The sequence below is a fragment of the Micromonospora sp. NPDC023644 genome (assembly GCF_040640115.1).
Taxonomy (GTDB): Bacteria; Actinomycetota; Actinomycetes; order Mycobacteriales; family Micromonosporaceae; genus Micromonospora.
This window is the reverse complement of record NZ_JBFABA010000007.1, coordinates 1-26,492: the sequence shown is the minus strand read 5'-3', so window position 1 is coordinate 26,492 and position 26,492 is coordinate 1. Positions and strand designations below refer to the sequence as shown.

General features: G+C 74.3%; 28 protein-coding genes and 1 pseudogene. 15 read left to right on the top strand and 14 right to left on the bottom strand.

The window, feature by feature from the left end:
- Positions 1-50: 50 nt before the first annotated feature.
- Together AB0G08_RS08010 and AB0G08_RS08005 are read right to left on the bottom strand one after the other, a co-directional pair.
- Positions 51-701 carry a TRIC cation channel family protein gene (locus AB0G08_RS08010; RefSeq protein ID WP_358084768.1) on the bottom strand — a complete coding sequence of 217 codons (651 nt, stop codon included), beginning with the start codon at positions 699-701 and terminating at the stop codon, positions 51-53.
- Between the two features lie 40 nt (positions 702-741).
- Positions 742-960 (bottom strand): DUF3039 domain-containing protein, encoded by a 219-nt coding sequence (locus tag AB0G08_RS08005; RefSeq protein ID WP_089001394.1) that lies wholly within the window; start codon positions 958-960, stop codon positions 742-744.
- Positions 961-1,047: 87 nt separating this feature from the next.
- Between AB0G08_RS08005 and AB0G08_RS08000 the strand changes: the two genes are divergently transcribed.
- Together AB0G08_RS08000 and AB0G08_RS07995 are read left to right on the top strand one after the other, a co-directional pair.
- A complete protein-coding gene (locus AB0G08_RS08000) occupies positions 1,048-1,977 on the top strand; it encodes a pseudouridine-5'-phosphate glycosidase (RefSeq protein ID WP_358084766.1) in 930 nt (309 codons plus the stop codon).
- Positions 1,974-2,864, top strand: coding sequence for a PfkB family carbohydrate kinase (locus tag AB0G08_RS07995; protein ID WP_358084763.1), 891 nt, complete (start codon positions 1,974-1,976; stop codon positions 2,862-2,864). The genes AB0G08_RS08000 and AB0G08_RS07995 overlap by 4 nt, the downstream gene beginning before the upstream one ends.
- Before the next feature lie 16 nt (positions 2,865-2,880).
- Here AB0G08_RS07995 and AB0G08_RS07990 read toward each other — a convergent pair whose 3' ends face one another.
- A complete protein-coding gene (locus AB0G08_RS07990) occupies positions 2,881-3,237 on the bottom strand; it encodes a DUF3099 domain-containing protein (RefSeq protein WP_357871467.1) in 357 nt (118 codons plus the stop codon).
- A 106-nt stretch (positions 3,238-3,343) separates the two neighbouring features.
- On the opposite strand from AB0G08_RS07990, the gene AB0G08_RS07985 reads away from it, so the two are divergent.
- Together AB0G08_RS07985 and AB0G08_RS07980 are read left to right on the top strand one after the other, a co-directional pair.
- The gene (locus tag AB0G08_RS07985) at positions 3,344-3,631 is read left to right on the top strand and encodes a hypothetical protein (protein ID WP_225851882.1); all 288 of its coding nucleotides are present in this window, start codon (positions 3,344-3,346) and stop codon (positions 3,629-3,631) included.
- Positions 3,632-3,644: 13 nt separating this feature from the next.
- Positions 3,645-3,956 (top strand): hypothetical protein, encoded by a 312-nt coding sequence (locus tag AB0G08_RS07980; RefSeq protein ID WP_311413457.1) that lies wholly within the window; start codon positions 3,645-3,647, stop codon positions 3,954-3,956.
- Positions 3,957-3,966: 10 nt separating this feature from the next.
- Here AB0G08_RS07980 and AB0G08_RS07975 read toward each other — a convergent pair whose 3' ends face one another.
- Together AB0G08_RS07975 and AB0G08_RS07970 are read right to left on the bottom strand one after the other, a co-directional pair.
- Positions 3,967-5,205 carry a low temperature requirement protein A gene (locus AB0G08_RS07975; RefSeq protein WP_358084760.1) on the bottom strand — a complete coding sequence of 413 codons (1,239 nt, stop codon included), beginning with the start codon at positions 5,203-5,205 and terminating at the stop codon, positions 3,967-3,969.
- Between the two features lie 55 nt (positions 5,206-5,260).
- Positions 5,261-5,842 (bottom strand): HhH-GPD-type base excision DNA repair protein, encoded by a 582-nt coding sequence (locus tag AB0G08_RS07970; RefSeq protein ID WP_358084758.1) that lies wholly within the window; start codon positions 5,840-5,842, stop codon positions 5,261-5,263.
- A gap of 144 nt (positions 5,843-5,986) precedes the next feature.
- On the opposite strand from AB0G08_RS07970, the gene AB0G08_RS07965 reads away from it, so the two are divergent.
- Both AB0G08_RS07965 and dtd read left to right on the top strand, forming a co-directional pair.
- Positions 5,987-7,471: a methyltransferase gene (locus tag AB0G08_RS07965; protein WP_358084755.1), complete on the top strand. Its 1,485-nt coding sequence runs from the start codon at positions 5,987-5,989 to the stop codon at positions 7,469-7,471.
- Entirely contained in the window at positions 7,471-7,893 is a 423-nt protein-coding gene (gene dtd, locus AB0G08_RS07960; RefSeq protein ID WP_357871444.1) for a D-aminoacyl-tRNA deacylase, read from the top strand. Before AB0G08_RS07965 ends, dtd begins: the two co-directional genes overlap by 1 nt.
- A 97-nt stretch (positions 7,894-7,990) precedes the next feature.
- Here dtd and AB0G08_RS07955 read toward each other — a convergent pair whose 3' ends face one another.
- Positions 7,991-8,779, bottom strand: a complete 789-nt coding sequence (locus AB0G08_RS07955; protein WP_358084753.1) for a sporulation protein — start codon at positions 8,777-8,779, stop codon at positions 7,991-7,993.
- A gap of 271 nt (positions 8,780-9,050) precedes the next feature.
- On the opposite strand from AB0G08_RS07955, the gene sigB reads away from it, so the two are divergent.
- From sigB to AB0G08_RS07935, 4 genes are all read left to right on the top strand, one after another.
- Complete coding sequence (gene sigB, locus AB0G08_RS07950) at positions 9,051-10,055, top strand: RNA polymerase sigma factor SigB (RefSeq protein WP_358085118.1); 1,005 nt, start codon at positions 9,051-9,053, stop codon at positions 10,053-10,055.
- A 132-nt stretch (positions 10,056-10,187) separates the two neighbouring features.
- Entirely contained in the window at positions 10,188-10,574 is a 387-nt protein-coding gene (locus tag AB0G08_RS07945) for a metalloregulator ArsR/SmtB family transcription factor (RefSeq protein WP_358084751.1), read from the top strand.
- Positions 10,571-11,077: an SRPBCC family protein gene (locus AB0G08_RS07940; RefSeq protein ID WP_358084749.1), complete on the top strand. Its 507-nt coding sequence runs from the start codon at positions 10,571-10,573 to the stop codon at positions 11,075-11,077. Before AB0G08_RS07945 ends, AB0G08_RS07940 begins: the two co-directional genes overlap by 4 nt.
- The gene (locus tag AB0G08_RS07935) at positions 11,074-11,481 is read left to right on the top strand and encodes a VOC family protein (RefSeq protein ID WP_358084746.1); all 408 of its coding nucleotides are present in this window, start codon (positions 11,074-11,076) and stop codon (positions 11,479-11,481) included. Before AB0G08_RS07940 ends, AB0G08_RS07935 begins: the two co-directional genes overlap by 4 nt.
- 4 nt (positions 11,482-11,485) lie before the next feature.
- On the opposite strand, the gene AB0G08_RS07930 is transcribed toward AB0G08_RS07935, so the two are convergent.
- From AB0G08_RS07930 to AB0G08_RS07920, 3 genes are all read right to left on the bottom strand, one after another.
- Positions 11,486-14,038, bottom strand: a complete 2,553-nt coding sequence (locus AB0G08_RS07930; RefSeq protein ID WP_358084743.1) for a GNAT family N-acetyltransferase — start codon at positions 14,036-14,038, stop codon at positions 11,486-11,488.
- A 25-nt stretch (positions 14,039-14,063) separates the two neighbouring features.
- Entirely contained in the window at positions 14,064-15,245 is a 1,182-nt protein-coding gene (locus AB0G08_RS07925; RefSeq protein ID WP_358084740.1) for an acetoin utilization protein AcuC, read from the bottom strand.
- A gap of 120 nt (positions 15,246-15,365) precedes the next feature.
- Entirely contained in the window at positions 15,366-16,223 is an 858-nt protein-coding gene (locus AB0G08_RS07920; RefSeq protein WP_358084737.1) for a sulfurtransferase, read from the bottom strand.
- Between the two features lie 97 nt (positions 16,224-16,320).
- Between AB0G08_RS07920 and AB0G08_RS07915 the strand changes: the two genes are divergently transcribed.
- Complete coding sequence (locus AB0G08_RS07915; protein WP_358084734.1) at positions 16,321-17,007, top strand: metal-dependent transcriptional regulator; 687 nt, start codon at positions 16,321-16,323, stop codon at positions 17,005-17,007.
- Positions 17,008-17,029: 22 nt separating this feature from the next.
- Here AB0G08_RS07915 and AB0G08_RS07910 read toward each other — a convergent pair whose 3' ends face one another.
- Together AB0G08_RS07910 and AB0G08_RS07905 are read right to left on the bottom strand one after the other, a co-directional pair.
- Positions 17,030-17,578, bottom strand: coding sequence for a hypothetical protein (locus AB0G08_RS07910; protein WP_358084732.1), 549 nt, complete (start codon positions 17,576-17,578; stop codon positions 17,030-17,032).
- A gap of 88 nt (positions 17,579-17,666) precedes the next feature.
- Entirely contained in the window at positions 17,667-17,909 is a 243-nt protein-coding gene (locus tag AB0G08_RS07905) for a DUF5522 domain-containing protein (RefSeq protein ID WP_358084729.1), read from the bottom strand.
- A gap of 208 nt (positions 17,910-18,117) precedes the next feature.
- Between AB0G08_RS07905 and AB0G08_RS07900 the strand changes: the two genes are divergently transcribed.
- Together AB0G08_RS07900 and AB0G08_RS07895 are read left to right on the top strand one after the other, a co-directional pair.
- On the top strand, positions 18,118-19,389 hold the full coding sequence (locus AB0G08_RS07900) for an MFS transporter (protein ID WP_358084726.1): 1,272 nt from the start codon (positions 18,118-18,120) through the stop codon (positions 19,387-19,389).
- A gap of 349 nt (positions 19,390-19,738) precedes the next feature.
- Positions 19,739-20,056 (top strand): TraR/DksA C4-type zinc finger protein, encoded by a 318-nt coding sequence (locus tag AB0G08_RS07895; protein WP_358084723.1) that lies wholly within the window; start codon positions 19,739-19,741, stop codon positions 20,054-20,056.
- A 47-nt stretch (positions 20,057-20,103) separates the two neighbouring features.
- Here AB0G08_RS07895 and AB0G08_RS07890 read toward each other — a convergent pair whose 3' ends face one another.
- The 3 genes from AB0G08_RS07890 to nrdR all read right to left on the bottom strand — a co-directional run bounded on the left by AB0G08_RS07890 (position 20,104) and on the right by nrdR (position 24,645).
- Positions 20,104-21,039, bottom strand: coding sequence for a DUF2332 domain-containing protein (locus AB0G08_RS07890; RefSeq protein ID WP_358084720.1), 936 nt, complete (start codon positions 21,037-21,039; stop codon positions 20,104-20,106).
- Between the two features lie 165 nt (positions 21,040-21,204).
- Positions 21,205-24,078, bottom strand: a complete 2,874-nt coding sequence (locus tag AB0G08_RS07885) for a vitamin B12-dependent ribonucleotide reductase (protein WP_358084717.1) — start codon at positions 24,076-24,078, stop codon at positions 21,205-21,207.
- 66 nt (positions 24,079-24,144) lie between these two features.
- The gene (gene nrdR / locus AB0G08_RS07880) at positions 24,145-24,645 is read right to left on the bottom strand and encodes a transcriptional regulator NrdR (RefSeq protein ID WP_358084714.1); all 501 of its coding nucleotides are present in this window, start codon (positions 24,643-24,645) and stop codon (positions 24,145-24,147) included.
- A gap of 566 nt (positions 24,646-25,211) precedes the next feature.
- On the opposite strand from nrdR, the gene lexA reads away from it, so the two are divergent.
- Together lexA and AB0G08_RS07870 are read left to right on the top strand one after the other, a co-directional pair.
- A complete protein-coding gene (gene lexA / locus AB0G08_RS07875) occupies positions 25,212-25,994 on the top strand; it encodes a transcriptional repressor LexA (RefSeq protein ID WP_132232962.1) in 783 nt (260 codons plus the stop codon).
- Positions 25,995-26,134: 140 nt separating this feature from the next.
- Positions 26,135-26,492, top strand: a pseudogene (locus tag AB0G08_RS07870) (hypothetical protein); the annotation flags it as partial.

Below are 26,492 nucleotides of genomic sequence, written 5' to 3'. Positions count from 1 at the left end.
CGGGCCGCCGGACCCAGCCGACGCCACGCTGGTCACATCCGCCACCCGGGTCAGGGGTGGCTGCCGTGGGTTCCCGTACGCGGGGGACGCAGGGTGGCCACCGGCGCCGACCAGCGCCGCCGCAGCGCCACCAGGCGGAGCAGGAAGACCACCGCGGCCGCCGCGGTCAGCCAGCCGGCGTTGGCGTGCCCGAGGGCGTCCAGCAGCGCCACGAGGATCGAGCCGGCGAGCGCGGCCACGGCGTAGATCTCCCGCCGCAGCACCACCGGGATCTCGGCGGTGAGCAGGTCCCGCCCGAGACCGCCGCCGATCGCGGTGAGCATGCCGATCACGCAGGCGCCCACCGGCGGCACCTGGGCGTCGAGGGCCTTGACCGTGCCGGTGACGGTGAACAGCCCCAGCCCGGCCGCGTCCAGCACCAGCACGGTGGTGCGCAGCCGGGCGAACTGGGGATGCAGCCAGAAGACGGCGGCGGCGGTGACGGCGGCCGTGGTGGCGTACCGCCAGTCGCCGAAGGCCAGCGGGGGCGCCTCGTCGATCGCCAGGTCCCGGAAGATCCCGCCGCCGAGCGCGGCCACGAAGCCGACGAAGACGACGCCGAAGAGGTCGAGCCGTTTGGCCACCGCCGCGGAGGCCCCGGAGGCGGCGAAGACCGCCACTCCGGTGAGGTCGGCGAGGAGCAGGGCGGTGGAGGTGGTCACCGGCGAAGGTTACGTGCGCGACCGGGGAGGCCGCCCACGGTCACTCGCCCCAGGAGTCGTAGATCTCCTTGCACTTCGGGCAGACCGGCGAGCCGGGCTTGGCGGCTTTGGTGACCGGGAAGGTCTCCCCGCACAGCGCGACGACGAAGGTGCCCATGACGGCACTCTCGGCGATCTTCTCCTTACGCACGTAGTGGAACATCTCGGGACCGGTGTCGGCGTCCTTCAGCTCCGGACGCTCGAGAACCTCTGTGCTCACTTCTGCACCTCCGACCGTCAAGTCTGGCAGGTCACCCCCGATCCGGTCCACTGCAGGTAGCCCGGACGGGGGCCGTACGGTGGTGACGTGACCGACTTTCACATCCGCTACGGCAGCGAGGTTGCCGACGCCCTGCGCGACGGGCGTCCCGTCGTCGCCCTGGAGAGCACCATCGTCTCGCACGGCCTTCCCCGGCCGGACAACCTCCGGGTGGCCCGCGAGATCGAGCAGGCCGTCCGCGACGCGGGTGCGGTCCCGGCGACCATCGGCATGGTCGGCGGCCGGCTCGTGGTGGGCCTGGACGACGCGGAGCTGACCCGGCTCGCCACCGTCGACGGGGTCGCCAAGCTCTCCGTACGCGATCTCGCCCTCGCCGCCGCGACCGGCGCGGACGGCGCCACCACCGTGGCCGCGACCAGTGCGGTGGCCGCCGCCGCCGGCATCGGGGTGTTCGCCACCGGCGGCCTCGGCGGGGTGCACCGGGAGGCGGCGCAGACCTTCGACGAGTCGGCCGACCTGGTCACCCTGGCCCGGACGCCGATCGCGGTGGTCTGCGCCGGGGTCAAGTCGATCCTCGACGTCGGCGCCACCCTGGAGCGGCTGGAGACCCTCGGCGTCGGCGTGGTCGGCTTCCGGAGCCGGCGCTTCCCCGGCTTCTTCATCACCGACGGCGGCTTCGACCTGGACTGGTCGCTGGACTCGGCCGAGCAGGTCGCGGACGTGCTGGCGGCCCGGGAGCAGCACCGCGTGCACCACGGCGGCCTGATCGTGGCCAACCCGCTGCCGACCGACGAGCAGCTCGACCCGGAGCTGCACGACCGGACCCTCGCCGACGGGCTGGCCCTGCTGGAGCGCGACGGGGTGACCGGCAAGGCCGTGACGCCCTACCTGCTCGCGCACTTCCACTCGGCGACCGAGGGGGCGAGCCTGGCGGTGAACGTCCGGATCATCCTGCGCAACGCCGACCTCGCGGCCCGGATCGCCGTCGCCGCGGCCGCCCGCCGCGCCGGGGCATGACCGCAGGGCGCGTCCTCGTCGTCGGTGACCTGATCACCGACGTGGTGGCGGTGCTGGCCGGGCCGATGGCCACCGGATCGGACACGCCCGCGGCGATCCGGTTCAGCGGCGGCGGGCAGGCCGCCAACACGGCGGCCTGGCTCGCCGCCCAGGGCGTGCCGGTCACGCTCGTCGGTGCCGTCGGCGACGACGACGCCGGGCGGGACCGGGTGGCCGAGCTGGAACGCGCCGGGGTCGACTGCGCGACGACCGTGTGCCCCGACCGCGCCACCGGGACGGTCATCGTGCTGGCCACGGCCGGGGAGCGGTCGATGGTCACGGAGCGGGGCGCGAACCTGTTGCTGGCCCCGGCCGACGTCGACGCGGCGCTGGCCGCGGCGCCGGACGCGCGGCACCTGCACCTGTCCGGGTACACCCTGCTGGACGCCGAGTCACGACCGGCGGGGCTGCGCGCGCTGGCCGCCGCCCGCGAGCGCGGGCTCACCACCAGCGTCGACGCGGCCTCCGCGGCCCCGCTGCGGCGGGTCGGCGCGGCGGCCTTCCTGTCCTGGGTACGCGGGGTCGACCTGCTCCTGGTCAACGCCGACGAGGCGACGGTGCTGGCCGGAGGGATGGACCCGGCGGCGCAGGGGCGGGCGCTGTCGGCCTCCGCCCGGCGGGTCGTCGTCAAGCAGGGCGCGGCCGGGGCGGTCTGGGTGGACCGGGACTCCTCGGCCACCGTCGCGCCGGCTCGCCGGGTGGCGGTGGTCGACGTCACCGGGGCCGGGGACGCGTTCGCGGCCGGGCTGCTGGCCGCCTGGCTCGACGGCGCGGAGCCGGCGGTGGCGCTGGGCCGGGCCGGCGACCTCGGGGCCCTCGCCGTCTCCCAGGTGGGCGCCCGCCCCTGACCCCCTCGCCGGTGGGTCAGGGCTCGACGTCGATGATCTTGTGAGGGCGTTCCTCGGCGGTGAGGCTCATCGGCGGGGTCTCGTCCCGGTGTCGCGGCTGGAACCGGTTGGCCAGCCGGTGCTGCTCCTTGGGCGGGCGGTCGTTGGCCAGCAGGACCGCCAGCCACGGGATCAGCACCATGCCCAGGGCCACCATCGGCAGCCAGAGCCAGAGCAGCGGGGCCTGCACGCCGACCAGGACGGCACCGACGATCACGCAGGCCACCCGGATGCCCATCATCAGCACGTAGCGCTTCTGACGGCTGGTGAGCTGGTCGTCCTGGCTGCGCGAGGCGTCGGTGATCAGGATCGGCTGGTACGCCTGACGCTTCACCACGGACCTCCTCGAGGGGGTTACGCCCCATCCTGTCACCTGCGACGCGTGATCAGCGAAAATCGCTCGACCCGGCCTCGTGTTACCTGCGTGGTACGCTCGCGCCGTGGGCAGCAGGTTCAGCTTCACCGACGAGGCGTTGGCCAACCTGAGGGTCTACGACGTCACGCCCGGGGAAGTCTGGGAGGCGCTGCACAGCACCCGCCGGGTGATCCGGCACCTCGGCGACGACGTGATGGTCGTCTACGCCGCCGCCCGCCGGGGGCGCCGGTTGGCCGTGCTGCTCGCCGAGGCCGACGGCACCGACAACGACTGGGACATCCTCTCCGCCCGCGAGCTGAGCGACGTCGAGGCGAAGCGCTACGACGAGGCCGTGCGGAGATCTCGCCGATGAGGAGGCGGTGACGATGAACCGTAACGACGCGACGAAGCAGTTCCACAGCGGCGGTGACCGGCTCGCGGAGCTGATCGACGGGAGCCAGCAGGTGGAGCTGCCCACCCCCGACACCGACACCCCCATGGTCAGCCGCTCGGTACGCCTGCCACTCGAGACGTACGAACGGGTCCGCGCCGCCGCCGACGCGCGCGGCATCGGGGTCACCACGCTCATGCGGCAGTGGATCGAGGCCGGCCTGGCCGACCTGGACGACTCGGCCACGGTCTCCCTCGCCGACGTCCGGCGGGCGCTGGCCGCCCTCTCCCGGCCGACCGCCGCCTGACCTCCCCCGATCACGGCGCGGGGAACTCGCCCCCGCCGGTCCCGCCGGTCCCGAGCGGCGACGCGGCCTGCTCGGGCGGGCGACCTCTGCTGCGCCACGCGTCGGCGGACGCCACCCCCGCCAGCACCAGGGCGACCAGCGCCAGCGCCAGCATGGGCGGCCCCAGGGTGAGCGCCGGCGACAGCAGGAGCAGCACCAGCAGGCCCACGACCCGCGACCGGGACACCCGACCGAAGATCTCGTACTCGAAGCGGGCCCGGGCCGCCAGGAAGATCGCCGGGCCGCCGACGACGAAGACCAGCCAGGTCGGGTCGGTCCGCCCGTGCGGGTGCGTGATCACCAGCTCGTAGCCCACGGCGGTGCTCAGCACGCCGATCACGATGACCAGGTGGGTGCTGCTGGCGGAGGCGCCGAGCCGCCCGGGCGAGCGGGCCACCCGCAGCGCCTCGGCGAGCAGGTGGCCCGCCCGGTGGAAGTAGATCCGCCAGAGCAGCGCCGTGGTGGCGAAGGCGGTCGCGAAGGCGCCGGCCCGGTCGGTGGTGAACTCCGCGCCGGTGTAGGTCAGCCCGATGACCAGGATGGTCTCCCCCAGCGAGATGAGGAAGATCTGCTGGTACCGGTCGGCCAGGTGCTCGCCGGCGATCAGCCAGCCGGCGGTGCGCGCCCGACCCAGCCGGGGCAACGGCCAGCCGAGCAGCAGGCCGGTGTAGTCGACGACCACGGCGAGCGTCCAGAGCGGCAGACGCAACTGCTCCGGCCCGAACACCCCGGCCAGCCACGGCACGCTGCCCGCGACCGCCCAGGCGAAGAGTCGCCACGGCACGGTGCGGCGCGGATGGTGGCGCAGGGCCGTGGCGATGACCAACGGACGGACGAGCATCACCGCCAGGTACGCCAGCGCGAACGAGGGTGCCCGGTCCTCGAACGCCCGGGGCAGCGCCACGGCCATCACCATGGCGCCGAACATCGTCCCGACCACGACGAACTGGATCACCGGCTGCTCCGGCTCGTACCGGCTGGTGACCCAGGTGGTGATCGACCAGAGCAGCCACAGGGCCAGGAAGAGCACGCCCGTGCGCCCGATCTCGGCGAGCAGGATCCCGACGGAGGCCCCGGTGCCGTCGATCAGGCGCAGCGAGACCCGGGTCAGCGCGAAGACGAAGACCAGGTCGAAGAAGAGCTCCAGGAAGGTGGCCCGGGGCGAGCTGTCCTCCGGCCGCAGCAACCGCCCGCCGCGTACGTCCGTCATCGGCTGCCCGTCGTCACCATCCTGGCTACAACGACGCCGCGACGTCGCGGTTGCGTCAGGCCCCGGCGGTCTTCGCCTTCGCCGCCGCCTTCATCTGCTGCTTGTACTCGCGCACCCGGCGCAGCGAGTCCGCGTCGGTGACGTCGGCCACCGACCGGTGGGCGTCCGGCTCGCCGTAGCCGCCGGCCGCCTCCCGCCAGCCCTCCGGCGTGACCCCGAACCGCTTGCCGAGCAGCGCGAGGAAGATCTGCGCCTTCTGCGCGCCGAAGCCGGGCAGCTCGCCGATGCGGCGCAGCAGCTCCCGGCCGTCGGCGGCGTCGGACCAGAGCCGGGCGGCGTCGCCGTCGTACCGGTCGACGAGGACCCGGCACACCTCCTGGACCCGGGCCGCCATCGCCTTCGGGAACCGGTGCAGCGCCGGCGGCCGGGCGAAGAGGGCGAGAAGCGCCTCCGGGTCGTGCTCGGCCAGCTCCCGGGCGTCCAGGTCGCGTCCGAGCCGCTCCGCCAGCACGTACGGCGAGGAGAACGCCTTCTCCATCGGCACCTGCTGGTCGAGGACCATGCCGAGCAGCAGCGCCAGCGGGCTGCGCGCCAGCAGCCGGTTGGCCTCGGGGTCGATGGGCAGTGCGAGCGTCATGGCGACAATGCTGTCACCACCCGCGGCGGCCGGTACCCGGACACGCGCGTCGGGTGCGCACATCGGTCCCGGACGGTGACCACCGCGCCGGAGGATCGGCCGGGCCGCCGCGTGCCGGCGCCGGGCACCAGGCAGGATGGCGACGTGGACGAACACGACATGTTGCTCTCCCCCGCCGGGGTCGAGGCGCTGCGGACCGCGCTGACCCGGGCCGGGTTCACCTCGAACGGCATCGCCACCCGCCTCGGCCCGCAGGCCACCGGCGGGGTGGCCCGCAACGACTTCCGGGCGGCGCTGCGCGCCACCGGGGACGGGGACCCGCTCGACACCCTGATCCGGGTGTTCGTCTGCGAGCAGACAGAGCCGGAGGCCGCCGTGGCCGCCGCGCTGGCGCCGCTGTCGCTGGCCGAGGCGCTCGCCGGGGGCCTGGTCGAGCGGCACGGCGACGGGCTGCGGATGGGCGTGGACCTGGAGCCGTACGGGGACGACTGGTGGGTGCTCGCCGACGTGCCCGCCAGCGCCCGGCCCGGCCGCCCGCTGCACGCCGAGCACGTCCTCGGCATCGGCGGGGCGACGCAGACGCTGATCGGCGCGACCGTCCGCCGGCCCGTCGAGGCCGCGCTGGACCTGGGCACCGGCTCCGGCGTGCAGGCCCTGCACCTGGCCACCCACGCGCGGCGGGTCACCGCCACCGACCTCTCGGCGCGGGCGCTGCGCTTCGCCGCCACCACCGCCGCGCTCAACGGCCAGGACTGGGAGCTGCTCCGCGGCGACCTGGTCGCCCCCGTCGCCGGGCGGCGCTTCGACCTGGTGGTGAGCAACCCGCCGTTCGTGGTCGGCCCCGGCACCACCACGCACGTCTACCGCGACTCGGGGCGGGTCGGCGACGCGATCGGCGCGGAGCTGGCCGCCGCCGCGCCCGGCCTGCTCACCGAGGGCGGCACCATGCAGTACCTGGCCAACTGGGTGCACGTCGCCGGGGAGGACTGGGGCGAGCGGGTGACCGGCTGGTTCGCCGGCACGGGGCTGGACGCCTGGGTCATCCAGCGCGAGGTGGCCGATCCGATGGCGTACGTCAACCTCTGGCTCACCGACGTCGGCGAGGCGGCCGACCCGCGCCGGATGGCGGACTGGCTGGACTGGTTCGACGCGCACAAGGTGGAGGCCGTCGGCTTCGGCATCGTCTCGCTGCGCCGCTCCGGGCACGACGACCCGGTCGTCCGGGTGGAGGACCTGCGCCAGCGGGTCGAGGCGCCGCTCGGCGACCGCGTCGGCGCGTGGTTCGACCGCCAGGACTGGCTCCGCGCCCGCGACACCGACGGGCTGCTCGACGCCCGTTTCCGGGCCGCCGAGGGCCTCCAGCTGCGGCAGGAGGCCACCATGGGCGACGAGGGCTGGGCGGTGGACCGGCAGGTGCTGGCCATGCCGCACGGCCTGCGCTGGACCGAGGAGATCGACCCTCTCGTCCTGGCCCTGGTCGGCGGGGCCGACGGGCGGCTGCCGCTGCGCGACCAGCTCGCCCTGCTCGCCGCCGCGCACGACGTCGCCCCCGAGGAGCTGGCCGAGGCGGCGGGGCCGATCGTCGCGCACCTCGTCGAGCGCGGCTTCATCGAGCCGGCGGCCGACTGATGCGGGCCGTGGTGCAGACCGTCGGCCGGGCCGGCGTGACGGTCGACGGCGAGGTGGTCGGCGCGATCGACGACGGGCTGCTGGTGCTGCTCGGCGTCACCCACACCGACACCGTCGAGACCGCCGGCACGATGGCCCGCAAGGTGCACGAGCTGCGGATCCTCGACGACGAACGGTCCGCGGCGGACACCGGCGCGCCGATCCTGGTGGTCAGCCAGTTCACCCTCTACGGCGACGCCCGCAAGGGCCGCCGCCCGAGCTGGACGGCGGCCGCCCCGGCCGAGGTGGCGGAGCCCCTGGTGACGGCGGTCGTGGAGGCGCTGCGCGCCCGGGGCGCGAAGGTGGAGACCGGCCGCTTCCGCGCCCACATGCTGGTCGAGAGCGTCAACGTCGGCCCCCGCACGGTGCTGCTCGAACTCTGAACGTCCCCACTCCCGCCTCTCCTCGCCGGTCACGGGGGATGACGGGGTATCCCGTCCCGTCACCCCCGGGCGCGGCAGGAGAGGCCGGGAGGAGGCGTCAGGAGAAGAGGCCGCGGCGCTGGAGCGACTGGCGGATCCAGCCGTCGAGCTGGGGGGTGAAGTCGGTGCGCTCGGCGGTGGCGTGGTCGACGGTGAAGCGGCCGAAGGCGTCCCGGCCCTCGGTGAACAGGCCGCCGCGCTTGTCCAGCTCCAGCACCACCTGGATCTGCTGGGGGTCGGTGACGAGGGTGACCTCCAGCTGGTTGATCGCCCCGGCGTACTGCGGCGCCGGGTAGAACTCGATCTCCTGGTAGAAGGGCAGGGTCTGCCGCACGCCGTAGATGTGGCCCCGCTCCACGTCGGCCCGGGCGAACCGGAAGCCCAGCCGCAGGAACGCCTCAAGGATCTTCTGCTGCGACGGCAGCGGGTGCACCGCCACCGCGTCCAGGTCGCCCTTGTCGACCGAGCGGGCCACCTCCAGCTCCGTACGCAGCCCCATCGTCATCCCGTGCAGGTGCTGCCCGTACAGCTCGGTGAGCGGCGTCTCCCACGGCACGGCGAAGCGGAACGGGATGTCATGGCGCTGCCCCGGGCCGAGCCGGAACGCGCCGGTGACGGCCTGCCGGTGGAACTCCTGCGTGGTCTCGTAGTCGTTGTCGCCGCTCTCGACCTCGACCCGGGTGACCAGGCCCAGGGCGACGTACGACACGTCGACGAGGTGGTCGCCGCCGGCCACGTGGACGACGCCCTCCAGCTGGCCGCCAGGGCGGCAGTTCGGGTTCGTCAGCACGGTTTCCACGGACGGGCCACCCACACCCATCGCCTGCATGAGCCGCTTGAAGACCACGACACCCTCCATAACCTGTTCGGTGCGCCGACGTCGCCGGCGGCGCCGGCCATGCCGGCCGACCGATGGCACGGTAACCGCCTGCGGCAACAAGCGCTCGGCGACGAAGCGCCCACGCTGAGCAGGCCATCGACACAATTCGTGTCGGGTCCCCGATCGCCTCACTCCCGTTTCACGCCCCGCCCGCCAAGCTGTGTGTCACACCGGCACCACTGGGCCGGATCCAACGGCACAGACGTGGACACGGGGAGAAACTGAGATGGCCCTGCAGATGACGGAGCACCGGACGCGCCCGGCCGGCACCACCGAGGCCGCGAGCGCCACCGACACCCTGACCGACCTCGACGCCACCGACGAGCGCGGCGTCTCCACGGACCTGGTCCGGGCGTACCTGAACGGGATCGGTCGGACGAAGCTGCTGACCGCCGCCCAGGAGGTCGACCTCGCCAAGCGGATCGAGGCCGGCCTGTTCGCCGAGGAGAAGCTGGCGACCTGCACCCCCGTCTCGCCGGAGCTGCGGGCCGACCTGGAGCTGATCGTCGCGCAGGGCCGGGCCGCGAAGGACCACCTGCTGGAGGCGAACCTGCGCCTCGTGGTCAGCATCGCCAAGCGCTACACGGGTCGCGGCATGGCCTTCCTCGACCTGATCCAGGAGGGCAACCTCGGCCTGATCCGCGCGGTCGAGAAGTTCGACTACGCCAAGGGCTACAAGTTCTCCACGTACGCCACCTGGTGGATCCGGCAGGCGATCACCCGGGCGATGGCCGACCAGGCCCGCACCATCCGCATCCCGGTGCACATGGTCGAGCAGGTCAACCGCATGGTCCGCGCCCGCCGCGAGCTCTCCGTCTCGCTGGGCCGCGAGCCCACCGTCGCCGAGGTGGCCCGGGCCATGGACATCCCGGAGTTCCAGGTGATCGAGCTGATCTCGTACGACCGGGAGCCGGTGAGCCTCGACCAGGCCGTCGGTGAGGACGGCGAGAGCGCGCTCGGCGACTTCGTCGCCGCCGTCGACCCGAGCGCCGAGCCGGGCGACGCCGCCGCGCAGGGCGAGCTGCGCAACGAGGTCAGCATCGTGCTCTCCACCCTCTCCCAGCGCGAGCAGGCCGTGATCCGGCTCCGGTTCGGCCTCGACGACGGCCGGCAGCGCACCCTCGACGAGGTCGGCCGGGAGTTCGGCCTGTCCCGGGAGCGGATCCGGCAGATCGAGAAGGTGACCCTGCTGAAGTTGCGCGACCCGGAGCGGGCGCAGCGCCTGGAGGCGTACGCCTGCTGACCCCCCTCGACCACGTGAGGCCCCGGCGGTTCGCCGGGGCCTCACGTCCGTCGGCGCGCCGAGGGGGTGCTTGACCGGGGCCCGCGTACGCGATAGAAACCTCCTGGTTATAAAACCAGGAGGTTATCTGCTGTGGACAGCGACGGATTGGACGCCACCTTCGCGGCGTTGGCCGACCCGACCCGGCGGGCCATCCTGGCCCGGCTGGCGGCCGGCGAGGCGACGGTCACCGAGCTGGCCGCGCCGTTCGCGATGAGCCAGCCGGCCGTCTCCAAGCACCTGCGGGTGCTGGAACGGGCCGGGCTGGTCAGCCGGGGACGCGACGCGCAGCGGCGACCGTGCCGCCTGGAGGCTCGCCCCCTGCGGGAGGCCACCGCCTGGCTGGCCGACTACCGCGGCTACTGGGCCGAGAGCTACCAGCGCCTCGACGCCCTGCTCGACGAGCTCCGGGCCGCCGACCGGACCGCCACCGCCCCCGACGCGGCCGGGCAGGGCGGGGCCCCGGGCGCCGGGCGATGACCGGCCCCGACGATCCGCTGGTGGTGCACGCCCCGGGCGACCGCGAAATCGTGCTGAGCCGGATGTTCGACGGCCCCGCGCACCTGGTCTTCGCCGCCTTCACCCGGCCGGAGCTGCTCGTCCGTTGGTACGGCGCACGCGGCTGGCGGCTGGTCGAATGCGAGGTGGACCTCCGGGTCGGCGGGCGGTGGCGCTTCGTCTCGGCGGGGCCGGGCGGCGAGCGGATGGGCCAGGGCGGGGTGTACCGGCAGGTCGAGCCGCCCAGGCGGCTGGTCTGCACCGAGCTCTTCGACGACCAGTCCTACCCGGGCGAGACCCTGGTCGCCCACGAGTTCACCGAGCTCGTCGGGCGGACCACGGTCACCACCACGCTGCGCTACGCCACCGCCGAGGGCCGGGAGACCGTGCTGCGCTACCCGATGGCCCGCGGCGTCGGGGAGAGCTTCACCCGCCTGGCCGCCCTGCTGTCCCCGACATCGACGACACGAGGAGAGGCACCGTGAACTGGACCCTGGAAGTGGTGATCGTCCCGGTCTCCGACGTGGACCGGGCCAAGGCGTTCTACGCCGACCAGCTCGGCTTCGTCGTGGACCACGACACCGTGATCGACGACGACGCGCGGATCGTGCAGCTCACCCCGCCCGGCTCGGGCTGCTCGATCGTGATCGGCAAGGGCGTCGTGCCGGACATGCCGCCCGGTTCCCTCAAGGGCCTCCAACTGGTCGTGCCGGACCTGCCCAGGGCCCGCGCCGAGCTGGCCGAGCGGGGCGTGCAGGTCAGCGAGATCCAGGTGGTGGGCGAGAACCCGCGCCCGGTGCCGGATCCGCTGGACAACGTCGGCTTCGTCTACTTCACCGACCCGGACGGTAACGCCTGGGCCGTGCAGCAGATCTCCGAACGGGCCTGACGCCCTACAGCCGGCGGGGCCCGGTGTCGGGGCGGGCCACGGCGGAACCGACCCGGACGGTGGCGTGCAGCACCGAGATGCCGTCGGAGCGGGCGAGCACCGGATTGAGGGTCAGCGCGCGCACCCGGGGCTGCTCGTCGGCGAGCCGGCCGACCCGCAGCAGCAGGTCCGCCAGGGCCGCCCGGTCGACCGGCGCCGCGCCCCGGTGCCCGCGCAGCAGCGGCGCCGCCCGGGGCTCGTCGACCAGCTCGGCCGCGTCCAGGTCGGTCAGCGGCACCGCCCGCCAGGCCCGGTCGCCGAGCAGTTCGGTGGCGACGCCGCCGAGCCCGAAGCCGACCACCGGGCCGAACGCCGGGTCCTCCACCAGCTCGACCACGCAGGCCACGCCGGGTGGGACCATCGGCTGGACCAGGACGTCCGCGCCGAAGACCGCCGACATCTCCGCGTACGCGCGGTGGACCGTGGCCGCGTCGGGCAGGTCGAGCCGGACCGCGCCGAGGTCGAGCCGGTGCCGCAGGCCGGGGGCGGCGGCCTTGAGGGCCACCGGGAAACCCAGGCGGGCCGCCGCGTCGACGGCCGCCTCGGCGGAGCGCGCCGGCACGGACCCGACCACGTCGATGCCGTACGCCGCGAGCAGTCCCACCGGGTCGAGGGCCTCCGGGTGCAGGGCGGCGTGCGCCGCCGCCCGGTCCACCCGGGGCAGCTCCGGCGGCACCCCGGCGGGCCGGCGCAGCCAGTCGGCGTACGCGGTGACCCGGGCGAGGGCGCGGACGGCCTCCTCCACGCTCGGGTAGGCGGGCACCCCGGCGGGCGCCCGGCCGGCCAGGAACGTCGCCACGGTCGGCTTGCCGGCGGCGGACGCGCTCGGCAGCGCGGCCGTGAAGTCCGCCTCCGTGTCGGTGAGCTGGCCGGGCAGCGGCGGGGCGAACACCACCACCAGCGCGTCCACCTCGTCGTCGGCGCCCGTCCCGGCGAGCGCGGCGGCGAACTCGGCCACGCCGGCGCGCGGGCCGACGTCGCGCGGGTAGCCCCGGGCGACGGTGAGGCCCTGCCCGGCGCAGGCGGTGGCCGCCAGCCCCGTCAGCGCCGAGGAGTTGCCGACCACGCCGACGCGCGACCCGGCGGGCAGCGGCTGGTGGGCCAGCAGCACCCCGACGTCGAGCAGCTCGGCGACGGTGTCCACCCGGATCACGCCGGAGTGGGCGAACAGCGCGGCGACCGCCACCTCGTCCGGGCCGGCGGAGTCGCCCACCCCGGGCGGCCGGGCCGGCGAGGCGAGCGCCACGACGGGCTTGTCCCGGCCGATCCGCCGGGCCAGCCGGGCGAACTTGCGCGGGTTGCCGAACGTCTCCAGGTACAACATGATCACGTCGGTGCCGGGGTCGTCCTGCCAGTACTGGAGCAGGTCGTTGCCGGAGACGTCGGCCCGGTTGCCGGCCGAGACGAAGCTGGACAGGCCCAGCCCGCGCCGGTCCGCCTCGGCCAGCAGCGCCACCCCGAACGCGCCGGACTGGCTGAAGATGCCCACCCGGCCGGGCACCGGCAGCCGCGGGGCGAGGGTGGCGTTGAGGCGTACCGCCGGGTCGGTGTTGGCCACCCCCAGGCAGTTCGGGCCGACCACGCGCATGCCCGCCGCGTGCGCCGCGCGGACCAGCGCGCGCTGCGCGGCCGCGCCCTCGCCGCCGGCCTCGGCGAAGCCCGCCGAGATGACCACCAGGCCGTGCGCGCCCGCGGCGGCCGCGTCGGCGACCACCCGCGTCGCCGCCTCCGGCGGGACCGCCACCACGGCCAGGTCGACCGGCACGCCGGCATCGGCCGCCGAGGGGTACGCGGGCAGCCCGGCGACCGTCGCCGCGCTCGGGTGCACCGGCACCACCGCGCCCGGGTAGCCGCCGTCGTGCAGGTGCCCGAGCACCGCCGCGCCGACGCCCCGCCCGGTGGCGCTGGCACCGTAGACGGCGACGCCGCGCGGGGCGAGCAGCCGGGCGACGGAGCGGGCCTCGGTGCGGTGCTCCCGCCCGCGCTGCACCTCCAGCGTCGCGTCGGTGGGGGCGATCGGGAAGGTCAGGTGCACCACGCCGTCGGCGAACTGCCGCTGGACCTGGTAGCCGAAGTCGGAGAAGACCCGCAGCATCGCGCCGTTGGCCGGCAGCACCTCCGCCACGAAGTTGGCGATGTCGTTGCGGCGGGCCGCGTCGGCCAGGTGCTCCAGCAGCACCGAACCGATGCCCCGGCCCTGGTAGGCGTCCTCCACCACGAACGCCACCTCGGCCTCGGGCGCCTCCGGGCCGAGCCGCTCGTAGCGGCCGACGGCGACGATCCGGTCGCCGACCAGCACCACGAACGCCTCCCGGTCGCGGTGGTCGACGTTGACGAAGCGGTGCAGGTCCCGCTCGGGGATGCGCGGGTACGGCGAGAAGTAGCGCAGGTAGCGGGTGCGCTCGGAGAAGCGCGAGTGCATCGCCACGATGCCCGGCCCGTCCGACGGGCGGATCGGCCGCAGCTGCACCGTGGTGCCGTCGCTGAGCAGCACGTCCACCGGTTCCACCGTGGTCACCTGTGCGGTCCCCTCCGGCAGCGGATCAGTCGCGTGGGTCGTGCGGGTCGAGCCCGAACAGCGGGAAGGCGGTCTTGCGGGCCGCCGCGATCGCCCGGTCCACCGCGGTCGGCTCGCCGGTCGGCTGCCACGGCTCGTACGCCGGGTCGACGTCGTCGGTCATCCGCAGCGGGATCTGCCGGCCCGGCCGGCGCGCGGCGGCCAGCTCCCGCCACGGCGGCGGGGTCAGCGTCGCCGGGTCGATCGGCTCTCCGGTGGCCACCGCGAGCAGGTGCGTCCAGGCCCGGGGCACCACCTCGACCAGCGCGTACCCGCCGCCGCCGGTGGCCACCCAGCGGCCCTCGCAGAGCTCGTCGGCGAGCGCGCGCAGGGCCAGGTAGGTGGCGCGCTGCCCGTCCACGGAGAGGTTCAGGTCGGCGAGCGGGTCGAGCCGGTGCCCGTCGGCGCCGCACTGGGTCACCAGCACCTGCGGCCGGAACGCGCGCAGCACCGACGGCACGACCGCGTGGAAGGCGCGCTGCCAGCCGGCGTCGTCCACGCCGGGCGGCAGCGGGAGGTTGACGGCGCTGCCCTCGGCGCCCGGCCCACCCGTCTCGTCGGGGAAGCCGGTGCCCGGGAAGAGCGCCAGCGGCGTCTCGTGCACGCTGACCGTGAGCACCCGCGGGTCGTTCCAGAAGACCTGCTGCACCCCGTCGCCGTGGTGCACGTCCACGTCGACGTAGGCGACCCGCTCGGCGCCCAGGTCGAGCAGGCGGGCGATGGCCACCGCCGGGTCGTTGTAGACGCAGAACCCGGCGGCCCGGGCCGGCATGGCGTGGTGCAGGCCCCCGGCCACGTTGACCGCCCGCCGGGCCTCGCCCCGCCAGACCGCCTCGGCCGCCGCCACCGTGGCGCCGGCGACCAGCGCGCTGGACTCGTGCATCCCCTCGAAGACCGGATTGTCCGAAGTGCCGAGGCCGAAGCCGGCGAAGAGCGGGTCGCGGGGGGCGACCTTCACGGCGGCCAGGTAGCGCGGGTCGTGCACCCGGCTCAGCAGCGCGTCGTCGGCCGGCTCCGGCTTCACCAGCCGCACCCCGGGGCGCGCGAGGACACCCAACTCCCGGGCCAGGGCGAAGGTCAGCTCCACCCGTACCGGGTCGAGGGGATGGTCCCCCATGTCGTAGGCGAGCAGCGACTCGTCCCACACCACCACCGTGTCGTCGGACATGGCCTCATCGTCGCACGCGCACCCCGGCGCGCCAGCGCACGCGCTGCTCAGCCGCCCGGTGTCGCCCCGGTTCGCGCCGTTCCGCCCGGCCGCCCGGGTCGGCCCGGCGCGCGGTGCCGCTCAGCCGCCCGGGGTCGGCCCGGTGGCGACCGGGCGGGCCGGGTCGGCGACCCAGTTGCTCCACGACCCGACGTAGAGCGCCGCGTCCGGCCGGCCGGCCAGGTGCAGCGCGAACACGGCCTGCGCGGCGGTCACCCCCGACCCGCAGTACGCCCCGACCGGCCGGTCGTCGCCCACCCCGGCGGCGGCGAACCGCTCGCGCAGCGCCTCGGCGGCGGGGAACCGGCCCTCGGCGACGTACTCGCCGGCGGGCAGGTTCACCGCGCCGGGGACGTGCCCGGCGACCGGGTCGATCGGCTCGGTCTCGCCCCGGTAGCGCGGCGCGGCCCGCACGTCGAGCAGGACCCCCTCGCCGGCCGCGGCCAGCCGGGCCGCCTCCCCCGCGTCGAGCACCGGCAGCGCGCCGGGGCGCACCTCGACGTCGCCCGGTTGCGGGTCCGGCGCCGCCGTGCTGGTGGGCAGCCCGGCGGCCAGCCACGCCGGGAAGCCGCCGTGCAGCAGCCGTACCGGCCGGTGGCCCGCCCAGCGCAGGGTCCACCAGGCGCGGGCGGCGGCCATGCCGTCGCCGCCGTCGTACACCACGACGGGACGACCGGCGCGCACGCCGGCGGCCCGCAGCGCGGCCTGGAGCGCGGCGGGGTCGGGCAGCGGGTGTCGGCCGGCGGGGCCGGGCGGCCCGCAGAGCGCGGTGTCCAGGTCGACGAAGACCGCGCCGGGCAGGTGGCCGGTGGCGTAGTCGTCCCGGCCGGGCGGCCCGGCGAGCCGCCAGCGGACGTCGAGCAGCGTCGGCGGGTCGGCCTGGCCGAGTTCGACCGCGAGCCGGTCGGCCTCCACCAACAGATCCTCGGTTGCGGACATGGCGTCCAGTCAACACCATCCCGGCACCGACCTGGCGGTTCGCCGTGGGGCGTTCGGTGAACGCCGAGGTAGCATCGTTGGCCGGAGGTCCGCTGACGTGAAGCATGATCTGGTCGACACGACCGAGATGTACCTCAAGACCATCCTCGAGCTGGAGGAGGAGGGGGTGCCGCCCCTGCGTGCCCGCATCGCCGAGCGGTTGGGGCAGAGCGGGCCGACCGTCAGCCAGACCGTCGCCCGGATGGAGCGCGACGGCCTGTTGACCGTCGAGGGCGACCGCCACCTGGCGCTCACCGCGCACGGCCGCAGCAACGCGGTCTCCGTGATGCGCAAGCACCGGCTCGCCGAGTTGCTGCTGGTCAACGTCATCGGGATGCCCTACGAGGAGGCCCACGAGGAGGCCTGCCGGTGGGAGCACGTGATGAGCGACGCCGTCGAGAAGCGGGTCTACGACCTGCTCAACCGGCCGACCCGCTCCCCCTACGGCAACCCGATCCCGGGGCTGGAGGAGCTGGGCAAGCCGGAGCAGACGGCCGCCGCCCCCATCGAGGGTGAGCGCAACCTGGCGTTCCCCGGGCTGTCGGGGCAGGTCGTGGTGCGACGCATCTGCGAGAGCGTGCAGACCGACTCGGACGTCCTCCGGCAGCTGCACGCCGCCGGCGTCGACCCGGGCGCGACCGTGCTGGTGGCGCAGGAGCGCGACGGGGTCTCGATCGACCGTTCGGGCGAGCGGATCAGGCTGCCCCGCGAGATCGCCTCCCGCGTCTTCGTCGCCGCCCACTGACCCGCCCCGTCGCCCCTCGGGGTCAGATGGCGCGGGTGTCCAGCTGTCCGGCCAGGGCGACGAGGGCGGTCGTCAGCTTCTCGGCCTCGGCCTTGCCGGCGTCGCCCGGGGTGGCGTAGCGCAGGGTGGCGAGGCGGCCCTCGGCGGCCAGCCAGCCCACCTCCACGACCGGCCCGAGGGCGCCCTTGGCCGAGGTGGTCCGCCGGTACGCCCGCTGGCCGAGCCCGGAGACCTTGGCCGCCTTCTCCGGCACCACGTCCGAGGCGAAGGTCGCCGCGTCGATCGACGTCTCGGTGACGGTCAGCGTCAGCTCCGGCAGGGTGGCCCGCCCGGCGCGCACCACGCAGGTGTGGCTGTCGCCCGTCGCGCTGGCCGCGGCGACATCGAAGCGGACGCCCGCGTGCTGCTCGATCACGCCGAAGTCCAGCAGCCGGCACGCCCCGCCGGAGGAGGCGGCGGCCACCTCGACCGCGACCGGCGCCGGCGGCGGTACGGCCACCGGTTCCGCCTGCGCGCCGCAGCCCGTCACCAGCAGCACGGTCACCCCGGCACCCACCATCCGCCCGCGCACGATCACTCCTCCGCTGTCCGCCCCGACGTGCCGCCGGAAACCGTACGATGTCGCCCGCCCGCGCGGTAGCCCTCCGTCGGCGGGTCGCTCAGTCGTCGACGTACGGGCAGTGCCGGCAGCCGCGCCCGCAGCAGGTGCCGCGCCGGGCAAGGAAGCCCGCGCTGAGCACGAAGAGACCGGTGCCCGGGTCGAGGTAGCCGGCCTCACCGGCGGTCAGGGCGGCGGCGTGCGCGGCCAGGATCCGCTCCCGCTCCGGGTGCTCCGGCGGCAGCCGGGACGGGTGCGGCTCGGTCAGCGGCCGGTCCGCCAGCGGTCGTCGCTCTCCGGTCACCGGCGCAGTCTAGAGACGCGTCCGTCGTGTCCCGCCCGGGGCGCGCGCCGATCTGCGGGGTGGGGAATAACCAGTGGCGTCGATCCGGGCGGGGCCGGCAGGCTGACCCGATGGACCATGGACGGGCCGGGCGCCCGCGACGCGCGTCGGCCCTCCGGGTGTCGGCGGCCTCCGCACGGCGCTCACCGGCGCGGGCCGGGGACCCGACGTGACGCAGCAGGCGGCCAGGCCCACCGGAGGTGTGGCCCCGAAACGGCCCTCGCTGCTGCGCAGCCGCAACTTCGGGCTGCTCCTGGCCGGGCAGACGGTCAGCGAGCTGGGCACCCGGGTCTCCGGCGTGGCGGTGCCGCTGCTCGCCGTCGGCACGCTCGACGCCAGCGTCTTCCAGGTCGCGCTGCTGACCGCGCTCGCCTGGCTGCCGTACCTGATCTTCTCCCTGCCCGCCGGGATCCTCGCCGACCGGGTCGACCAGCGGCGGTTGATGGTCGCCTGCGACCTGGGCCGGGCGGCGCTGCTGCTGTCGGTGCCGGTGGTCGCCCTGGCCGGCCGGCTCACCCTCGGTTTCCTGTACGCGGTGGTCGGGCTCTCCGGCGTGCTCACCGTCCTGTTCACCGTGGCCCACAAGAGCATGATGCCGAGGCTGGTGCCGCCGGACCGGCTCGTGGACGCCAACGCGAAGCTCACCGTCAGCCAGGACTCCGCCGAGCTCGTCGGCCCGACGATCGGCGGCGTGCTGGTCGGGCTCGTCGGCGCCGCGCGGACCTTCGTCGTCACCGGCCTCGCCTTCGCCGTGAGCGGATTGACCCTGCTGCTGATCCGGGAGGCGCCGGCCGCGCCCGCGCCCCGCCGCGACCGGGTGCCGCTGCGGGTGGAGATGACCGAGGGGCTGGGCTTCATCTGGCGCCAGCCGATCCTGCGCCGCATCCTGGCCTGCACCACCACCTCGAACTTCTTCGTCATGGCGTCCGGCTCCATCGAGGTGGTCTTCCTCCTCGAGGAGTTGCACGCCACGCCCGCGCTGGTCGGGCTGGTCTTCTCGGTGAGCGCCGTGGGCGGCCTCGTGGTCGGCGCGTTCGCCGACCGGTTGACCACGTGGCTCGGCTCGGCCCGGGTGATCTGGGTGGCGATGGCCGCCCCCGGCCCGCTCTACCTACTCATGCCCCTGGCCCGGCCCGGCTGGGGGGTGCTGCTCTACGGCGTCGGCCTGGCCGCGTTCTCCGCCAACGTGGTGCTCTACAACGTGGCCACCCTGACGTACCGGCAGCGGATCACCCCGCCCGCCCTGCTGGGCCGGGTGAACGCGGCGTTCCTCTGGGTCTGCTTCGGGGTGATCCCCCTCGGCGCGCTCACCGGCGGCACGCTCGCCAGCCAGCTCGGGCTGCGGCCGGCGCTGTGGATCTGCGTGCTCGGCACCTGGAGCGCCGCGCTCTTCGTCGTCTTCTCCCCGCTGCGGCGGATGCGGGACATGCCGGCGGCGTGACCGGGTGACCCCGGGCACCGGCCGGCCCTCGTGCGCACGGAAGCACGTTGGCTTTCCGATCCGCCCGGCCTATGGTGGCTGCATGTGTTCGACCGGTCAGCGCAGCAGCACCGCCGTCATGGTGACGGCGGCGTCCGCTGCTGCCTGCCGGTGTGCCCTGCGGGTGACCGTGGCGACCCGGGTGGTGCGATCCGCGGTCGCACCGTCGTGCGCCGGCTCGGTCGCCTCCCGACTGCCGAGCCCCGCCGGACGTAGCCCTCCGTGGACCGGTTGCAACTCTTGCGAACGGCCACCAGGGCGAAGCTATCCAGCTTCGGCCCTTTTTCTTTTTCCCCAGAGGAGCTACGCCATGACCACGCCCACCCAGTCCAGCGAGCAGAAGTGGTTCGACGACCTGCGGACGACCCTGACGAACGACTTCGAGGCGCAGACCGTCCGGCTGACCCAGCTCACGGCCGACACCGGCGACCCGGGCGAGGCGCACACCCAGAGCGCGCTGATCGCCGCCACCCGGCAGAGCATCGACCAGATCAGCGGAGCGCTGCGCCGCCTCGCCGAGGGCCGGTACGGCATCTGCGAGCGGTGCTCCGCCCCGATCCCCCGGGAGCGCCTGGAGGTGCTGCCGCACGCCCGCTTCTGCGTGCCCTGCCAGCAGAAGCAGCACTGACCGTACGCGGGCTGCCGTGCCGTCCTCCGGCGCGGCAGCCCGTCGGGTCAGCCGAACCAGCTCATCGCCTGGCCGTGCGGGCGGGTCCAGGCCAGGGGCCGCCCGTCCAGCGCGAGCACGTTGTGCAGCGCCTCGTCCGGCGGCTCCGGCAGCGCGTCGTGGGGCAGCACGTCCGGGGACTCGTTGGAGATCCAGTGGCCGGGCAGCCGGCGTACCACGTCGGCGAACGCCTCCCGGCGCGGCGCCGGCACCTGGTAGAGCACGGAGGTGTGGAACACCACCAACGTCGCGCCGGCCGGCGCCCGCGCGGCCAGCGCGGGCAGGTCGTCCACCAGATCGCCGCGCGCGAGCAGCGGCGGGTCGGAGGCGGCGACGGCCACGGCGGCCCGCAGCCGCGCACGGCGGTGCGCGTGCTCCGGCCAGATGAGAGCGTCGAGCCAGGCGACGTCCGCCGGATCGGTCACCCGCAGCGGATTCAGATCGAGGCCGGCCCGCCACACCACCTCCGGTAGCCGCTTTGGCGGGGCCAGGCCGGTGGCCGCGCATTCGAGGACCGGTTCGCCCGTGCCGAGCGTGTGGTCGCCGTAGCGGTAGGCGTACCGGTCGGGGTGGAGGCAGAGCCCGGCGGACGCGCCGACCTCCAGCAGCGCCAGCGGCTGCGGCAGCGCGGCGAGCACCGGCAGCAGCACAGCGCACCGCCCGGGCTCGTTCGTCTGGGTCGCGCGGGTGCGCAGTTCCGCCTCGATCGCCGGCCAGTTCGCCAGCGCGAAGTCGCGGAAGGCCGCCGGATCGTCGACCGGCCCGCCGAGCAGCCGTACGACGCCGAACAGCAGGTTCGGTTGCCGCCGGGCCGGCGGGAGCGGGTCGAGCAGGGCGAGCAGCTCGTCGTCGCGGGAGACGGCGAGGGACAGGCGCTCGTACGCCGGCGACACGGCGCGCGCCTCACGGGTGCCGAACTCGGCGTACCTCTCGGCGGTCGTCATCCTCCGATGATCGCAGTCGACCGCTCACGATGTCTGCCCGCGACGCGGCTTCGTGCGCGCCGGGAATGGCGTCCTGCGCCCCGGACCGGCGTCGGCCCGCGTCCCGTGACGGAAACGCGACGAGCCCCGGGCGTCGGAACGCCCGGGGCTCATCGCGGTCGTACGTCAGCTGCAGCCGCTGGTGGAGCCGCAGCCCTCGCAGACGTAGCAGCTGCCGGCCGGGCGCATCTTCGTGCCGCAGGTGAAGCAGAGCGGCGCGTCGGCGGCCTTGCCGATCACGGCCTCCAGCAGCTCGGTGCTGGAACCCACGGACGGCGCCGGCTTCGCGGCGGCGACGTCGGCGGTCTCCCGCGCCGGCTGGGCGATCGGGCCGGTCTTCGGCTCGACCGGCGCTTCGACCGGGGCGGAGGCGGCCATCGCGGTGAGGTCCGCACCGCTCGCCTCCGCCTCCGCCTCGGCCCGGAGCTGGGCGGCCCGCTCGCTGGCGGTGAAGATGCCCAGCTCCGCGCGGCGCTCGTACGGCAGGAAGTCCAGCGCCAGGCGACGGAAGATGTAGTCCATCACCGAGGCGGCCATCCGCACGTCCGGGTCGTCGGTCATGCCGGCCGGCTCGAAGCGCATGTTGGTGAACTTGCTGACGTACGTCTCCAGCGGGACGCCGTACTGGAGACCGATGGAGATGGCCACCGAGAAGGCGTCCATCACGCCGGCCAGGGTCGAGCCCTGCTTCGACATCTTGAGGAAGACCTCGCCGAGGCCGTCGTCCGGGTAGGACGAGGCGGTGAGGTAGCCCTCGGCGCCGCCGACGGAGAAGCTGACCGTCTCCGACGGGCGCTTCTTCGGCAGCCGCTTGCGCACCGGGCGGTACTCGACGACCTTCTCGACGACCTTCTCCACCTCGGCGGGGGCGGCCTCGATGGCCTTGTTGGACTTCGCCACCGACAGCGGCTGGCCGACCTTGCAGTTGTCGCGGTAGATCGCCAGCGCCTTGAGGCCCAGCTTCCAGCCCTCGAAGTAGATCTTCTCGACGTCCTCGACGGTCGCCTGCTCCGGCATGTTGACCGTCTTGGAGATGGCGCCGGAGACGAACGGCTGGACGGCCGCCATCATCCGCACGTGGCCCATCGGGGCGATGGACCGCTCGCCCATCGCGCAGTCGAAGACCGGGTAGTGCTCCGGCTTCAGGCCCGGGGCGTCGACCACGTGGCCCTGGTCGGCGATGTGCTCGACGATCGCCTCGACCTGCTCCTCGGGGTAGCCGAGGCTGCGCAGGGCGCGCGGCACGGTCTGGTTGACGATCTGCATCGAGCCGCCGCCGACCAGCTTCTTGAACTTGACCAGGGCCAGGTCAGGCTCCACGCCGGTCGTGTCGCAGTCCATCATGAAGCCGATGGTGCCGGTCGGCGCGAGGACGCTCGCCTGCGCGTTGCGCCAGCCGAACTTGTCACCGAGCTTGTTGCCCTGGGTCCACTGCTTCGTCGCCTCGCGGACGATCGCGGTGGCCACGGTGCCCGAGGGCTTGATCTCGTCGTTGGCGGCGGCGTGCTTGCGCATGACCCGCTTGTGCGGCTCGGCGTTGCGGGCGTAGCCGTCGTACGGGCCGACGACGCCGGCCAGCTCGGCCGAGCGGCGGTAGGCGGTGCCGGTCATCAGCGAGGTGATCGCCGCGGCGACCGAGCGGCCCTGCTCCGAGTCGTAGGGCAGGCCGGAGGCCATCAGCAGGGCGCCGAGGTTGGCGTAGCCGATGCCCAGCTGCCGGTAGGCGCGGGACGTCTCGCCGATCTTCTCGGTCGGGAAGTCGGCGAAGCAGATCGAGATGTCCATCGCGGTGATGACGAACTCGACGGAGCGGACGAACTTCTCCACCTCGAAGCCGCCGTCGGCGCGGAGGAACTTCATCAGGTTGAGCGAGGCCAGGTTGCACGAGGAGTTGTCCAGGTGCAGGTACTCCGAGCACGGGTTCGACGCGGTGATCCGCCCGGTCTCCGGGCAGGTGTGCCAGTCGTTGATGGTGTCGTCGTACTGCAGGCCGGGGTCGGCGCACTCCCAGGCGGCCTGGGAGATGGCGCGGAACAGGTTCTTGGCGTCGATGGTCTCGATCACCGCGCCGTCGAGCCGGCCGCGCAGGTCGAAGCCGCCGCCGTTCTCCACCGCCGTCATGAACTCGTCGGAGACCCGGACGGAGTTGTTGGCGTTCTGGTACTGAACGCTGACGATGTCGGCGCCGCCGAGGTCCATGTCGAACCCGGCGTCGCGCAGCGCGCGGATCTTGTCCTCCTCGCGCGCCTTGGTGACCACGAACTCCTGGATGTCCGGGTGGTCCACGTCGAGGATGACCATCTTGGCCGCGCGCCGGGTGGCGCCGCCGGACTTGATGGTGCCGGCGGAGGCGTCCGCGCCGCGCATGAAGCTGACCGGGCCGGAGGCGTTGCCGCCGGAGGAGAGCAGCTCGCGGGAGGAACGGATCCGGGACAGGTTCACGCCGGAGCCGGAGCCGCCCTTGAAGATCAGCCCCTCCTCCTTGTACCAGTCCAGGATGGAGTCCATCGAGTCGTCGACGGCCAGGATGAAGCAGGCGCTGACCTGCTGGGGCGACGGCGTGCCGACGTTGAACCAGACCGGCGAGTTGAAGCTGAACACCTGGTGCAGCAGCATCCAGGTCAGCTCGTGGGCGAAGATCTCGGCGTCGGCCGGGCCGGCGAAGTAGCCGTACTCCTCACCCGCGGTGCGGTAGGTGGTGACCACCCGGTCGATCAGCTGCCGCAGCGACCACTCCCGCTCCGGGGTGCCCACGGCGCCCCGGAAGTACTTGGTGGTCACGATGTTCGCCGCGTTGACGCTCCACGACTCCGGGAACTCGACGCCGCGCTGCTCGAAGTTCACCGAGCCGTCGCGCCAGTTCGTCATAACGATGTCGCGGCGCTCCCAGGCGACCTCGTCGTAGGGGTGCACCCCCTCGGTCGTCCAGACCCGCTCGATCTTGAGCCCCGCGCCGGCCTTGTTGCGTGCCCTGCTGGTTGTCACACCGTCCCCCGACATCTCATCCGCCCCCTCGTCCGCACGGCCACCCGCCGCCCGATCCGACTGTCATCACCTTGAAAAAAATCAACTGGTACGGCCGGCGGCCTCGGCCGCGTCGGCCCCGGCGCCCTCCCGGGCGCGCGCGGCGGCCCGCAGCGTCTCGATCTCGCGCTCGAAGTCGGCGAGCGAGTCGAACGACCGGTAGACGCTGGCGAACCGCATGTAGGCGACCTCGTCCAGGTCCCGCAGCGGGCCCAGGATGGCCAGCCCCACCTCGTGGCTGGGGATCTCGGCGGCCCCCTTGGCCCGGACGGTCTCCTCGACCTTCTGCGCGAGCAGCGCGATCGAGTCGTCGTCCACGGGCCGGCCCTGGCACGCCTTGCGCACCCCGCCGATGATCTTGATGCGGCTGAACGGCTCGGTGACCCCGCTGCGCTTGACGACCGCGAGGACCGCCTCCTCCACGGTGGTGAACCGCTTGCCGCACTCCGGGCAGGAGCGCCGCCGCCGGATCAACTGGCCGTCGTCGGCCTCCCGCGAGTCGACGACCCGGGAGTCGGCGTGTCGGCAGTACGGACACCGCATCGCACCCGACCTCCTTCGTCGATCGCGGGCCCGCCGACCGCTTCCCGGGCACGCGTCAGCGCGACGGAGCCATCTGTCGATGGTCTTCGCCGTGTCGACGGTGCCGGAGTGCGGTCGGTAGTCGAACCCAACCTGTAGGCGACTTACGCCCGTGTGACTACTACATCTAGGGGTCGACCGTAGGCCGCTGCGGATCCGAGGTCAAGTTGGCCGGCGTGTCCGGCGCGTCACCCGACTCCGGGGTCGGCCGGCACCGCCGCCCGCCGGAGGACCAACCGTCCGACGCCCCCGCGGGTTACCGGTCCGGCCGGGGCGAAACGGCCGACGATCGGACGAAAGTCGAACACCCGTTCGACCCGACGTACCATTTATCAGAACGTGAGTACGAGCGAGGCGGTTTTCACCCCGACACGCCGAGCAAGGTCGTACAGATGTTTGAAAATGACCGATCTCACCTATACGGTCGTGAACAACCGGGCGCGGAATCCTCCGTTCCCCGGTCACCGCGCACCACCGCACGCACCACGAGCCGCCAAGGCACCCAGCGCCGACCAGGGAGGACGGACGTGACCGAGGATCGGGCCAGCCGGCCGAAGAGCCCGCAGCAGATCACCGAGGCGGGCCCGCCGGCCACCCGACGCCGGGGCGCCGCGCGCAGCCGGACCGGGCAGCCGGCCGTGCGCCCGGTCACCCCGGTGGTCAGCGCCTTCCCCGACCCCGCGACGGTGGATCTCACCGCCCGGCAGCGCCGCATCCTGGAGTTCATCCGCACCTGGGTCGAGCGGCACGGCTACCCGCCGAGCGTGCGGGAGATCGGCGAGGCCGTCGGCCTGGTCTCCCCGTCCAGCGTCGCCTACCAGCTCAAGGAGCTGGAGAAGAAGGGCTTCCTGCGCCGCGACCCCAACCGGCCGCGCGCCGTGGACGTCCGGGCACCCGCCGAGGTCGACGACGAGCTGGCCCGCTCGCAGCGCCCCGCCCCGGCCTACGTGCCGATGCTGGGCCGGATCGCGGCCGGTGGCCCGATCCTGGCCGAGCAGGCGGTGGAGGACATCTTCCCCCTTCCCCGCGAGCTGGTGGGTGAGGGCGAGGTCTTCATGCTCCAGGTCAAGGGCGACTCGATGCTCGACGCGGCGATCTGCGACGGCGACTGGGTCGTGGTCCGGCAGCAGCCGACCGCCGAGGCCGGCGACATCGTCGCCGCCATGCTCGACGGCGAGGCGACCGTGAAGACCTACCGCCGCCGCGACGGGCACGTCTGGCTCATGCCGCAGAACCCGGCCTTCGACCCGATCCCCGGCGACGACGCCACGATCATGGGCCGGGTCGTGGCGGTGCTGCGCCGCATCTGATCCGCCACCGCGCCGGGTGGCCGCCGTCGGCGGTCACCTCGGGCACGCTCCGCAGGAGCAGTGACGGCCCGGCACGGAGATCAGTAACGGTCACCCCGTCAGTAACGGTCACCCCGGTAGCCCCGGCCGCCACCGGGCACGTGACCGTAGCCGCGACCGTCCTCGGGGCCGTCGTCACGCCGGCGCACCGGCCGCTGGCCCCGGGGGTCCGGTTCGTCGCCCCGGCGCGGCGGCTCGGCCCGGCCACCGCCGTAGACGCCGCCGCCCGGCTGCCCCCCACCGCCGTAGACGCCGCCCCCGGGGCGACCGCCACCCTGGCGTCCGCCGCCGCCACCGCCGCCCTGACGGCCACCCGCACCGCCGCCCTGACGCCCGCCGCCCTGGCGGCCACCGCCACCCTGGCGTCCACCGGGCGGCGGCCCACCCAGGCCGGGCGGCCCGTCGACGGGCGGGCGACCGCCGCCGTAGACACCGCCGCCGCCGGCAGCCGGGCGGGCG